The 13,479-nt window shown below is 39.0% G+C and carries 8 protein-coding genes and 1 pseudogene; 4 read left to right on the forward strand and 5 right to left on the reverse strand.

The genetic code is table 11. The annotated features are described in order from the left end of the window. The first annotated feature begins 206 nt into the window (after positions 1 to 206). Together plsB and ABJE44_RS02090 are read left to right on the forward strand one after the other, a co-directional pair. Positions 207 to 2,639 (forward strand): glycerol-3-phosphate 1-O-acyltransferase PlsB, encoded by a 2,433-nt coding sequence (gene plsB, locus ABJE44_RS02085; protein WP_348110816.1) that lies wholly within the window; start codon positions 207 to 209, stop codon positions 2,637 to 2,639. A gap of 127 nt (positions 2,640 to 2,766) precedes the next feature. Next, positions 2,767 to 3,786 (forward strand): patatin-like phospholipase family protein, encoded by a 1,020-nt coding sequence (locus tag ABJE44_RS02090; RefSeq protein ID WP_348110815.1) that lies wholly within the window; start codon positions 2,767 to 2,769, stop codon positions 3,784 to 3,786. Between the two features lie 545 nt (positions 3,787 to 4,331). Here the strand turns inward: ABJE44_RS02090 and ABJE44_RS02095 are convergent. The 4 genes from ABJE44_RS02095 to ABJE44_RS02110 form a co-directional block, all read right to left on the reverse strand. Continuing rightward, complete coding sequence (locus ABJE44_RS02095; protein ID WP_348110814.1) at positions 4,332 to 4,823, reverse strand: hypothetical protein; 492 nt, start codon at positions 4,821 to 4,823, stop codon at positions 4,332 to 4,334. Between the two features lie 102 nt (positions 4,824 to 4,925). Further along, a complete protein-coding gene (locus ABJE44_RS02100) occupies positions 4,926 to 5,393 on the reverse strand; it encodes a hypothetical protein (RefSeq protein WP_348110813.1) in 468 nt (155 codons plus the stop codon). Between the two features lie 97 nt (positions 5,394 to 5,490). Next, positions 5,491 to 5,892 (reverse strand): hypothetical protein, encoded by a 402-nt coding sequence (locus ABJE44_RS02105; RefSeq protein ID WP_348110812.1) that lies wholly within the window; start codon positions 5,890 to 5,892, stop codon positions 5,491 to 5,493. A gap of 487 nt (positions 5,893 to 6,379) precedes the next feature. After that, the gene (locus ABJE44_RS02110; protein ID WP_348110811.1) at positions 6,380 to 7,549 is read right to left on the reverse strand and encodes a choice-of-anchor X domain-containing protein; all 1,170 of its coding nucleotides are present in this window, start codon (positions 7,547 to 7,549) and stop codon (positions 6,380 to 6,382) included. A gap of 276 nt (positions 7,550 to 7,825) precedes the next feature. Between ABJE44_RS02110 and ABJE44_RS02115 the strand changes: the two genes are divergently transcribed. Further along, positions 7,826 to 8,848 (forward strand): IS110 family transposase, encoded by a 1,023-nt coding sequence (locus ABJE44_RS02115; RefSeq protein WP_348110810.1) that lies wholly within the window; start codon positions 7,826 to 7,828, stop codon positions 8,846 to 8,848. A gap of 351 nt (positions 8,849 to 9,199) precedes the next feature. Here the strand turns inward: ABJE44_RS02115 and ABJE44_RS02120 are convergent. Next, a pseudogene (locus tag ABJE44_RS02120) lies at positions 9,200 to 9,496 on the reverse strand (transposase); the annotation flags it as partial. Positions 9,497 to 9,779: 283 nt separating this feature from the next. On the opposite strand from ABJE44_RS02120, the gene ABJE44_RS02125 reads away from it, so the two are divergent. Continuing rightward, on the forward strand, positions 9,780 to 13,319 hold the full coding sequence (locus ABJE44_RS02125) for a hypothetical protein (protein WP_348110809.1): 3,540 nt from the start codon (positions 9,780 to 9,782) through the stop codon (positions 13,317 to 13,319). Positions 13,320 to 13,479 lie beyond the last annotated feature (160 nt).

Genomic DNA, 13,479 nt, shown 5'->3' on the forward strand with positions numbered 1-13,479 from the left:
AAGAGAATAACTACATTGTAGTAATTTGAATGTATACGAAGGTATATCAAACAATACGAGTAAAAATAGAACACGATAGACACGGCTCATTTAAAATAAAGCGCCACCAGCCAGTTTTTTACTGTGTATATAAAACAGCAAAAGAAAAGTGGTTGTGCTCTGTGATATCCTTTGCCTGTTCTAGAGTTTACAAGTTGAGATAAAAAATGTGGTTGCATAAATTGTTATCTGCTGTGATAGCGGTTCCTGTTAAATGGCTAGTGAAAGCCAACAGTACACCAACAGATATCGAAGGTGAATTAGGTATAGATAAGTCTAAACCTATTGTTTATTTACTGCGCACCCATTCAATTACTGATCTCCTTGCATTAAAAATGTCTGCAAAAACCTTAGGCTTACCTAAGCCAACAGACACAATTGAAGTAGCAGGTAAAAACCATGCTTCTTGCTTGTTTTTACAAAAGCCTAAGTCAGTACTCAATCGCAAAACCAGTAGCACTGATATTCTTGAAGACGCCAGCACCTTATTTAGATTACATAGAGAAGATCCAAACCTAGATATACAAATAGTACCAGTATCTATTCTTTGGGGCCGCGCGCCCGACAAAACCCTATCAAGTTGGTCTGATATTATTGCCAATCAAGTATCACCTAGTTGGTTACGAAAATTCTTTATTGTGTTGTTTTTAGGCAGAGATAATTTTGTATGTTACAGCAAAGCAGTGTCATCTCGAGCCATGGTAGAACTCAAAGGCGACGACCAAACCATTGCCCATAAATTAATTAGAGTAGCAGGCACTCACTTTCATCGTAGACAGCAAACACTAACAGGCCCCAATATTTTAGAAAGGCATGAATTGTATAATGGCGTATTAGGTTCTGAATCTGTACTTAAAGCTATTCATGACCGCGCCAAAACAAAAAATATAAGTCAGCAGAAAGCCAAGTTAGAAGCCAAAAAGTATGTAGATGAAATTGCAGCAGACTATAGACCTGGCTTAATACGTCTTGGCGAAAGGATTTTAACCAAAATATGGAACAAAATTTACAACGGCATTGAAGTACAACACGCTGAAAAAGTAAGGCATCTCGCTCAAAATGGCCATGAAATTATCTATGTCCCTTGCCATCGTAGTCATATGGATTATCTGTTACTCACCTATGTTATTTACCACCAAGGATTAGTCACCCCAAGAATTGCCGCGGGGATTAATCTTAACTTTCCACCAATTGGCGGTATTTTACGTAAGGCGGGGGCCTTCTATTTACGCCGCAGTTTTGCTGGTAACAAATTATATACCGCAGTGTTTCGTGAATACCTAGAACTACTCTTTAAAAAAGGCAATTCAGTGAAGTATTTTCCTGAAGGTGGCCGCAGTAGAACAGGGCGTTTATTGCCCCCTAAAACGGGCATGCTAGCCATGACCATGCAAGCCGTGGCAAAAGGTATAAACCGCCCAGTGAGTATTGTGCCTGTTTACATTGGCTACGAACACGTAATGGAAGTATCGAGTTACGTTAAAGAGCTCCACGGCAAAAGTAAGCAAAAAGAATCTTTCTTCCAAATATTTTCAGCCATTAAAAAGCTTAAAAATTATGGAACTGGTTTTTTAAACTTTGGCGAACCCATCAACCTTACAAACTTTTTAGATCAACAAGCCCCAGATTGGCGTGATGACCAACAAGCCAATATCGACAAAAAGCCTCAGTGGTTAACACCGGTAGTGAACAGCCTTGCGACAGAAGTGATGAGCAGAATTAACCAAGCAGCCGCGGTAAATGGCATGGCGCTTTGCTCACTATGTTTGTTGTCATCGAATAAACATGCCATGTCGAGAATCGAGTTAGAAACCGCCATCGATCACTTTATTAGTTTACTTAAATGCTCACCCTATAGTGAGCTAGTCACTATTCCTGAAGGCACTGGGGCAGAGCTGCTTGAAACTACCCTAAAACTCAACAAGCTAAACATTACCGAAGATAGCTTTGGTGAAATTGTATCCCTAAAAGAAAGTACAGCCGTTGCCCAAACCTACTACAGAAACAACATCTTGCATTTGTTCGCATTGCCAGGGCTTATCGCCGCCATAGTCTTTGCCCATGACGAGATGGATAAAGCACAAATTGTTGAGCTTACGGGCAAACTTTTCCCACTGCTCAAGCAAGAGCTTTTCATGTACATGGATCATCAAGAGGCAAAAAAATACATAGAATCACTAATAGACCAAATGTTGACTATGGGGTTATTAGTGAATCACGGTGATAAAATTCAACATGCTTCACCATCAAATCACGCTTTTTATTCTGTGTATTTACTAAACCGCAGCATTCAAGAAACCCTGCAACGCTATGCATTAGTATTAACCTTGTTGTGCAAAGAAGAACAAATAAATCGCAAAGAACTAGAAAAACAAAGCGCTCAATTTGCGGCTCGTTTATCTGCTTTAAATGGAATTAACTCACCAGAATTCTTTGACAAAAAAGTACTCGCAACCTTTATTAATGCCCTGAAAGATAACGCATTAATTGAAGCAGATGAGCAAGGGCAATTGAGCTATGCTGAACAAAGTGACTTACTTAAAAACGAAGTCATTGCGCTTATAGAGCCAGAAATAGCCCTGCGATTACAGCAAATTTAAAGGGCAACAAAGTAACTCAAGGAGTGAGATAAAAAATACAAAGCTAACACTATAACTTCGTATTTTTTGACTATCATTATTAGCGCCAATGATTGCATTGACGCTTTAACCAAAAAAGGATTTCACCATGTCTAAACTTATTTTATCACTCGATGGCGGCGGTATTCGCGGCGCTGCCACCACACAATTTTTAAGTCTTGTAGAAACCCAACTACAGGCCAAGTATCAAAAGTCGGTACGTGACTGTGTCGACTTTTATGCAGGCACCAGTACCGGTAGCATCATAGCTTTGGCGCTGGCCACCACAGATATGTCTATGGACGATATCAATAATTTATATAACGTCACCAATGCCAAAAAGATTTTTACCGACAACAAAGGCGTGTTCGAGCTAGATGGTATTAATGCCCCAAAATACGAAGCCAAAGGCAAAGCCTCGACCTTAAAAGACAAACTAGGCGCAGCTAAATTAGGTGATGTACCTGACGGAAAACACGTACTTGCAGTCACCTATGGTGTAGAGAAACGTCGCCCCTTTGTGATTAAGTCAACTAAACCCGAGTACCAAAAACTACTATCTTACCAAGTGGCAGACTCATCGAGTGCTGCACCCACTTATTTCCCTACTAAAGGTTTACCACTGCCCCCCGACAACGAAGAACACTGGCTCATCGATGGTGGTGTGGTAGCTAATAACCCTACAATGTGCGCTTATGCTGAGGCAAGCCGCTTATGGCCAAGTTTTGAAAAGCGCGTGTTAACCATAGGCACCGGTACGCACACACGTAAAATTAATGGCCCTGATTCTCAAAAATGGGGTGCCGTACAGTGGATGCTTAAAGGGCAGATTATTGATTTGTTATCAGACGAAAAAGTCGTAGCATACCAAGCAATCACCATTACCCAGCCAGGAAGCTATATAAGAGTAAACGCTGAAATGCGCAAACAACCAGGGCTAACAAACGCACCAGACGATGCCATGGACGACATAAGTAAAACCAATATTAAGAGATTAAAAGCATTAGGAGATTTTTGGTTTTCTAGGTACGGCGATGCGGTAGTTGAACTACTGAACAATAGTTATGAAGGGCCGTCTTTAGATAGAATTGATGCCGCAACCGGCGAACCTATAGTCTATACCCCTTAATAATTGAAGTAGGGTTAGTTCAATCTGGTAAATTGCTACGGGCCAAAAGCGAACATGTCCAGTGCAATAGCTTTTATCAGCGAATGGTAAGGTTCTGCATTTAATTTAGACTCGATAATTTTCACAATCACTTCTGAAGACCATAATGCTTTTTATAAATGGCGCGTGTTGTTTGCGCGCCTGTATGGCTTAGTTTGCTGCCGCATAGCGCGCTGCTGTGTGATTTGATTGCCTTCTTAGGCATAATTAATACTTAAGAAAGACAGCAAGAGCCCAAGCGGCTACAAAAGTTGCAACATACACTTTATTCGTGTCCAAACTAAAAGATAGTGGCAAAGATAAATTCCATTTCTTAGTTAACTCTCTGTGATCGTTTGTGAGAATTAAGTGTGCACCAAAACTCTCACCGGATTTTTGGTTATCTGAATTGGGGATTGGCAGGCCTTCCTAAGTATTCCATTGCTGAGAATATGACAGATTAGCGAGGCCGATAATTAGAACTAATACATATTTCATTCGTTGAACCATGACTGATAACGCCGCATTTAGAATAAATTGACCATTTTATTAACATGACGATTAAACGGCTTTGACAGGAAAACGTCAGTTTCGCTAACCCCGTACCCAATATTTACAAAATACTGCCGATACCACTGACCACTATAATAAGTAAAACGACCATTTATATGAAAGCTAGCCGTTTCACCTTTAGATAGGTTTATAAGATTACGGCGAAAACTTCCCCTATTTGGCGCTCCATGTTCATTGTAACTATAGCTAAAGAATACATGTAACCTATTATCGGACTCTGTAAACTCAAACGACCAGTATTTCTTTTGATTTGGAATAACCAAAGTTTCACTTTCAAGATTAAAACCATTATCTTCGGTTGCTTTGACCTCATGAACAAAAATGGCTGCATCATTTTCAATATGAGGTAACGCTAGCCTCCTTGGGACAGAGTTTCTTAGTTTTGAGTTTGGCATCCCTCTTGAGGCTTTAGTCCAATGTGTTTGTATGTTTTGTACGATAATCATAACTTAACTTATAACTTTTAAATAAGGGGCAGGGGCATAATGGCGCAGCCGCCCCGCGTGTATGCGCGTCCCAGCAAACGAAGTGAGTGACTTAATTTTTTATTAGGTGACATTAATGCTCCGGACTCTCCTGTAACGTATGGAAAGAAACGAAAGAATGCCACATATAATACCAGTGCTTATTGCTCCATGTAAGCCAAAAGAAACTACAAGCGGACGCAATATGAATAGGTGAATAATAAGCGCAGGTATGAGCGCAATAGCAAATACTTTAAGCTTAACCGATGTTTCAAATGGAGAGTTACAGTGTGGACATGTTTTTTTCTTCCCCCATTTATTAGCAGTTTTAGAGAAGAAGCCTATTTTCTTTTCACAAGTCGGACATTTGAAAAATTGTTCGTTTGGCTCAAAGTCATCACTAACTGTATTTAAGCTGCTTTTCTCTGATGTTTGTCGCGAAACTAATTCGACTTTTATTCGCTCTAGCCGGTCTGGAAAACGTTCCTTATCTATATTGGCTAGAGCATCTTCTAGCTCTGTGGTCGAGTACTCTGAGTAATTTGGTTCCATCTACTAAATCTTCCTTGTCACCTAACGAGCCAATATGCCGACGAAACGAGCGCAGCGAATAGAGTTCGGAATAATTGGTTTGTTAGGTGCGTACACTTTATAAAATTACCTTTTGAATGATAATGACGCTCCAAACAAAACCTAATGATGCAGCAATCCAAAACGAGGGAGGTAATTTAAGAATATTAAAATCGTGCTGCAATGCACCTTGATAAATTGTTTCTAGATCACTATTACCTGAAATTACTTTTTTGAGTTTATTTTCTGTATTGATTAATCTCCCCTGTGCTTGGGTAACTAAAATTGATAAGACCAATAAGCTAACAGCGGCTGATACAGATAAATTTATAACTATTTTATCGCTTTTTTCCCATGTAAGCGCAATTGCCACAAAGAATAGACTTTGGACTGTGTATAAATTTCTAATTCTCTCTTCCATTCGAGTTGTTTCAAATTCAATGATTGACCGAATTTTTGCAGCTAAATCTTCTAATTCCATGAATACCTCAACTGTCTAAGCACCTAACAGTATATTAGCCAGACCGCACGTTTAAGCCACTTTAGGAATAAACGGAATAATGATCCTGGCAATTAATTTACTCTATCTTTTCATATACTTATTGGCTTTCAAAGGGAATTTTTTGATTGGCGTACTATGTAGAAATCATGAGTCTGGATAAGTACAGAATATTATATTTGCACTAAGAGTATTAACTTCAACAAAAACAATGAGATAAAATTAAATGATCTATTTTCAATAGATATTTTTTCGAAAATAAAAACAGCAAAAAGCGGAAAGCTTTAAAATACGCATTATAACTGTATAAATAAACAGCACGTTGATAAATGAAATATGTCGGCCTTCATCGAGTCAATTCGGGTAAGCTATCGCTAATTGCTAACTGGACACCCATCGTAATTTTTTTGAAATTAAAGTGGATGTCCATACAATTTTTTTAGTGGAGTTCACTCAGAGCACGACTCCTTTATCTTTTATCCGGCAAACATACTTCGGCAATGTTACTCAGTACCGCCTGTTCTTGGGGAATAATAGTGTCCATATCTAAATATCTATAAAAATATTCAGGTATTAATTTGGTGTACTTTATTTTATATGGCGCCCCACTAGGAAGCTTTCTCCTAATTTCATCTTTATTAAACGTCAGAAAAACTCTCCCGAGTTCATTTGCTCCTAAGCTAATACGCCCAACTATTACCAACTCATTGTGTTGAGTATCTATAAGTGTACTTCTGACCATATATTCATCAGCTTTAGTTGCATAGATATCTACCTCTTGCGTTATGTTATCCACGCAACCTTCAACAACTTCACTTGTAAAACGAGTATCAACAATATCTGCATATTTACTGTGTACTGTTAGAGGCATGCCAGTTTTTGGGAGTATGGTAACTCTATCGTCATCAACCTGGGGTTGAGTTTGATAAATAAACGTCCCTGCTGACTCAGGGAAATCAACTGCTGAATAAACGCCATCGTTCGCAGCACTGTCTACCCCGACACCATCGTCCAATAAGGAAATCACTCGTGTGACATGCAATTGCTCATCAAATATTCCAAGAACTGGTTTCAAACCGACCGTTTGTTGCCCCATACCATTCAGAGTTAAAGCAATAGTCACCGGGTTACCAGTAAACGCCTCTGTCTCAGATAGTATTAGTCTTGCCTTTATCGGTGCTGATATCACAGCACTAATAAATGCTGAAACTGATTCAGTTGCACTGTCAAACTCCAATACCAAGTTAAATCGACCTTGGGAGTTAACGTTAGCTAAATAGACGTGGTATGCACCACCTGGCAGCCCGTCACCTATTTCACTTCCATCGGTATACTCTTCAGAAGTTGTGTCGTAAGTGGCTATGGTTAAATTATTACCATCAACTAATTTCATAGTGGAGTTGGGCAAGGGCAGAAAGACTTCAATCGCAATTGCGCTTAACTCATCTGAGTTTACAGGTACGCGTAAAAACGTATCGCCCACCTCAATTTTATAATAGTCAGTATTTTTAATGCTAATGGGTACTTCTATAGTAGAAGCCGCATTAAGATTGATACATACGAAAAACTGGCAAAGCAAAAATACAATAGAATTAGAGTAGCTCATAATACAATTCAAGAAACGGTTAACATTACTCATTATTCACTCCTTAACTTAATTATATTCCCAAGCATTTGTCTACGATATCGCCGTTTTTCACTGTAGCATGATTACCTGCAAGATTTCCTAGAGCTTGCCCATACGATGGTGTCGCACTCTTAGCAATGAGCTAATACAGATATTTTAAATACTGCAAAAAATATCATCACACCTAAATTTATCTTGGGTGATGAGATGGACGCTCCAAAGTAGCAACGGCGTCAAAATGCGCCAAACTGAATGTGCAAACAACAGTTAATTACTAAGGAGCGTCCTGTGAACAATCTTAATACTATTGCCATCGATTTAGCAAAGAATGTGTTTCAAGTAGGTGTGTTTTCACCCCAACATAAAATGCAAAGTAATAAACAGTTCTCTCGTCAGAAACTGGCACCTTTTATGGCTCAGCAAGGCAAAGCCATTGTTGTTATGGAAGCCTGTTATTCAAGTCACTATTGGGCGCGGTTGTTTAAAGACATGGGACATATTGTTCATTTAATCCCAGCTCAACATGTTAAACCCTTTGTTCGAGGGAATAAGAATGATCGTAATGATAGCATCGCGATTGCGGAAGCCTCTTGGCGTCCTAACATTAAATTTGTGCCGCTTAAATCTGTTGAGCAACAAGACATTCAAGCACTGCATCGTATTCGCGATAAGCTGATTGCCAGACGAACCAGTATTATTAATCAAACACGAGGACTGCTTAGCGAGTATGGCGTGATTATCCCTCAAGGTTTAAAAAGCTTTACACTGCATATTACGGCTCTCATAGACCCGAAAGATGAACGTATTAGTCTACGAATGAAACATCAGCTAAGAGACACCAAGGAAGAATACGACCAACTCAGCAAGCGCTGCCAGTCAATTGAAATCGAGTTAAAGCAATATGTGCAACAAAACACCCTATGCCAACGGTTAATGACACTGCCCGGTGTAGGCGTGCTCAATGCCACCGCATTATATGCTGCAATTGGCAATGGTAGTCAGTTTGAAAACCCTCGTGCATTGTCGGTATGGTTAGGTGTCACTCCTAAGCAGTATGCCAGTGGAGAAAAGTCTTTTTATGGCGGTATAACCAAACGCGGTAATCAATATTTACGCAAACAACTCATACATGGTGCTCGCAGTGTAATGCATCGCATAAAAACCCGAGACGACAAATTGTCCGTATGGGTAAAACAATTAGTTGAACGACGTGGCAAGAACAAAGCGGCGGTAGCACTGGCCAATCGCCTAGCCCGATTAGCTTGGATATTATTACAGCGAAATGAAAACTATCAGCCGGTAGCTAGCTAAATATCAAGCCTAATATGGCAAAATCATATAGATAAAATACACAATCAAAGTCGACGAAAAATGATGTAAAAGCGGGTTTCCCGCACTTAGCAACAGTCTGTACTAGACAAGGTTTTTAAAACCGAGTGGGTGTTTGAGACAGTTAAGTGCGGATCTCATTAGGGCCAGAGAGTACACCAATAATCTCACTCTCATAATAGGCCGGATATATGTCAGTACGACCCTTAATTATTTATCGTTAGACTGGATGTGCTAATAAAAATAAAGAATTAAACATCTTCTAATTGAAGGTGAAGGTAAATATTGCCTTGACGATAGTGGAGCGTCCATATATGTCTAGTTAGTTATGCTATAAAGACTATGCCACAGGGTCACCACGTCTTTATCACTCCAACAAAGCGCCTTATTTACATCAACGTGTAACACCACATGCACATGGTTACTCATCACCGCATAAGCACACACATCTATGGCAAACACAGAAGCTAAAAACAATAACCTATCTTCAACCCACCCTCTTCTATGCTCATAGCTTTGGCCTGAGTAATTATCCACGCCACACAAAAATGAACGACGTACACAACGACTCACACAATGATAATAAGGGGTATCTGACAAACTGACTTGAGATTTGCGGGACTGGGCCATCATTGAATCCTTTCAAATAATTAACCCTAAAAGCCTAGTTCAACTATCAAAAACATCAAAATTTTTGCGTGTCTAGATAGTTTTAACATCCAAATTTTTGCGTGTCTAGATAGTTTTTTGGTTATGAACCTTCCTCATAATTTGATCAAAGCTAGTCTTTTTTTATGCCTAATCTTTTGGCAGCAGGATTAATGAGCAGGGAATTGAAAATCAAAGTGATTTGGCATTATTGATGAGTTAGTATCAAGCTTTATGGGATCAGAGTTCAAGAAGCTAATTTATAATGTATGCCAATTTATTTTTGCTACTAGTGTTATTTTTAATCACGGCTTGTGGTGGAGGAAGTAGCTCTTCAACTAGTAACCCAAGTGATTCATTGCAACCAATATCTGAGAAGTTATTTTCTGAATATAAGGGCATTTCTACAAAGGCTTCTGTCACAGCGCAAAACTCCCATTCTGTCGCCTATCATGTAACTTTAATTACTGATGTTGTTAGTGTTCTGGTATTCGGTGACGAGTTAAAAAAATTAAGATTTGATGCTTTAGTTTCAAATTATGACGACTATATTTATGATGATTGCGAATCAGGTTCATTAGAGTTAGTCGCTATATCCAATAACACGGCCGACGTGAGTTACACCGATTGCTTAACGGGTCCCTATATAATTAATGGCGATGGTAAATTAACTATCGACGAGCTTGATGAGTTTGATGAGTTGTCTTTAGGTACTTTAGAGTTCGAAAGCCTATCTGTAAGTAGTAGCCTTCATGGCACAGAACACGTTCTAAAAGGTGATGTAGTCTTAGATTTTAGTAGCAGCTTCGAATCTTCATTAAATCTACTGATTACTGAAACCAATACTGATGAATCTTATTATCTTCACGAATTTACATCCCGCTTTTCTGCAAGTGAATCTGATATTACTTATGCAGTGGATGGAAGGCTTTATATTTCTACCTTCGGTTATCTAGATTTAACAACTATTACAAGTCCTGACATATTCTCTGAGCCAGAAGACAATACTTTAGCAATAAAGGCGAGTGGTGATGCAGACTTACTCATTTCTGTAACATCTGCATCAACTATTAGTTTGGCTCTAGAACAGGCAGAAAGTCTTTATGCGGTTTCAGCTGAAATACCATATAGTTTTTTTATTCAAAAAGAATTTGAAAGCTCTAGTAATCAAGCCCCAAACATTCGTTTAGCCGAGCTTGGGGATTTACTCGATAAGAATACGAATATAGCGTTAGATGCTTCAGCAAGCTTCGATGACGATTATGATTTGATCTCGTTTAATTGGTCAGTATTAGACTCCCCTGATGGTGCTGACTTTCAGTTGAATGGATCAATTAGGGATATTGCAACCCTCGTTTCGAATACCGCTGGTACCTATCAGTTATCTGTGGTGGTTTCAGATGGACAACTCGAATCAGATGAGCTGACGTTTAGTTTTTATGTGCGGAAGGATCCTGCCAATGTCACTATTGTTGGAAGCACTGACAATATGGCAATAGGCACGCCAGTTGAATTTGACCTTGTTATAGATAACCCTGCAGACGACGGGCCTTTTGAAATTGAGCAGAATCATGGTCCTGCTTCTATGACTTATGAGCCTGAAATCGGATTGATATGGGATGGAAACATTCCAGATTTCGGCACAGATACCGCTGTCAATTTTGGAGTGACAGTGACTAACTCGGATCATGTTGTTGTTGCTAGGCATCAGTCATTAGTTACCGATACCAAGACTAAGCCAAGTATATTTTTAACAGGGTATTCAAGCAGCCAGTCTTGGCAGGATGTGAATGCAGATAATGTAAAAGACTTATTATTGCTTTATCCCGGAGTAATTGAGGCTTGGGACTTCAGCGGCTCTATACCTCAATTATTATTTACTTACCTAGGAACGGTTGAAAGTTGGGAGTTTGCTACTTATGACGAAACCGACAATGTGTTAATTGCAAAATCAGTTAATGGGGAATTTTATAGTTATGATCCATCGAGTGATACCGCATCACTTTTATTTATAGATGAGGCCTTTACTTCAAGAGAATGGACCGCAATTTTGGTTGATTTGGATGATGATGGAGTACGCGAGTTAGTTACTGACAAATATGTTAGAAATGCCACTTCTGGAGAGCGTCTCCATTCATTTAATTTAGCATTCAGTAGTGCTTACACGTCAATATCGCTTAGCGATGTGGATGGTGATGGTGTTAGTGAGCTGTTGATTGGTAGTGACATTTTCAACAAAAATACTTTTGAGTTCATTGCTGATATAGAGAGTGTCAACCTTAGCTATTTTGACCAAGCTTTTTGGTATGACATAGATGGCGACAACAAAGTTGAGTTGTTATTAGTCTTGGTTTCGACTGGTGTTGAAGTTTACGATTTTGAAAATGGTCAGCTTCAATTAAAACAGAGTGTACATGAGCACCAAGATCCGGATACAACTATGTCGCTTTCCTCACTCCCTGATTTTTCTGAGCTTTACATCACGTCTAATTCAGGCACCTCAATCACTCGTTATAGTAAAAATGAGCAAGGTATTTACCTTGTTGATGCTGAAATGAATATAACCGATCCGAATCTATATTCTCCGCCCAATGACAACTACACCTATTCTTCTTGTCGTTTATCTCAATCATTTGAAAATATTGAAGACACTACAATTCTACTCGAATGTTCAAAGGCATATACGGTTGATGGAGGGGATGATCTTGCTAAAGACTATATATCTATTATTCCATTTGGGGAGGATATCTATGACTTACCCTATGATTTTGCTTCCGATTCAGACTTAGGCGTGTTTGATAGAATACTAGCGTCTAGCGATGATTCATTTACTGTTGGTGCAGCACGTGGAGTTGTTTCAATTGATGATGAACTAAGCGTGTCCAGTCAAGTGGGACGAATAGGCGCTGTTCTGAGAGATAGTTATGTAAGTTATGGGACTTCGACATTAATAGATGATGTGCTTCTAGGGTGGGACATAGATACGCAGCATTATCCAAATAGCTCTGTCATTTATGGATTTGATATTCAGGGCAATGAGGTTCAATCAAGTCCCTCTCGTTCAAGACTAAGCGACATAGTAGGGATCTTTGAAAACAACGGGCAGCAAGTGCTGGTTACTAGCGAATATCAAACGTTGGTATTTTGGTCGCTTCCTGATTTAGATATAGTTGCCGAAGTAGAATTCCCCGTAGATGATAGCTATAGCTGGAGTTTTAATGATATTTCTTATTGGCGTTTTTTTACATTTAATGAGACTTATCATCTTGCGTTTTTATTAGAAGATAAACTTGTGCTAGTGAAAGCCGAAGATGATAGTTTTGTTTTTGATGGAACATATGAATTACCCAGTGGTTTCGATGGCGAAGATAACAGTATTTTTGAGCCTATCAAAATTGAAGATGAGCAATACTTAGTTTTAATGCAATCTAATCCAACGTCTAGTTTATTTGATAAAGCCACATTTAACTTAACAGACAAAACTTTTTCTATAGAGCAAACAGCTTTACCAGCAGATATTGCAATAGGCTATTCTGGGATGCAAAGCTGCATGAACACCCTCGATAATGGTTCAACAGTTGCCTATGTTCACACGAGTGAAATTGATGTTGAGAGTGGAGATATAGACAATAACTCACGACAATACAAAGTAATCGCTTTAGATATTCAGTCAAATGAGATTGTTTGGTCTTCTCGAAAATTGCCCGGGCGCTATAATATGGCTAATGATATGAAATGTTCAAATGGAAATACTGGACAGCAAATTAAATTATCTACTACTGACTTTTTTTATCTAGCTGATTAAGTGCAGGATTTCGCTAAACGGCTAAATGTTTTAACCATTATTGCAAGCAGGCCACGAAATCGACCTAGCAGTTTCTCGCCTTTTTAAATATGAGAAGAGAGTTCACCAAAACGAAATATCTGGAGGCAGAGTAAACTTTCTGTGTCTCCATCGATGTGTA

It is taken from the genome of Paraglaciecola sp. (assembly GCF_039942875.1).
Lineage (GTDB): Bacteria > Pseudomonadota > Gammaproteobacteria > Enterobacterales > Alteromonadaceae > Paraglaciecola.

Coding starts and splice junctions, on each gene's coding strand:
- plsB (WP_348110816.1), top strand. CDS start 207: ATGTGGTTGCATAAATTGTTATCTGCTGTGATAGCGGTTCCTGTTAAA.
- ABJE44_RS02090 (WP_348110815.1), top strand. CDS start 2,767: ATGTCTAAACTTATTTTATCACTCGATGGCGGCGGTATTCGCGGCGCT.
- ABJE44_RS02095 (WP_348110814.1), bottom strand. CDS start 4,823: ATGATTATCGTACAAAACATACAAACACATTGGACTAAAGCCTCAAGA.
- ABJE44_RS02100 (WP_348110813.1), bottom strand. CDS start 5,393: ATGGAACCAAATTACTCAGAGTACTCGACCACAGAGCTAGAAGATGCT.
- ABJE44_RS02105 (WP_348110812.1), bottom strand. CDS start 5,892: ATGGAATTAGAAGATTTAGCTGCAAAAATTCGGTCAATCATTGAATTT.
- ABJE44_RS02110 (WP_348110811.1), bottom strand. CDS start 7,549: ATGAGTAATGTTAACCGTTTCTTGAATTGTATTATGAGCTACTCTAAT.
- ABJE44_RS02125 (WP_348110809.1), top strand. CDS start 9,780: ATGTATGCCAATTTATTTTTGCTACTAGTGTTATTTTTAATCACGGCT.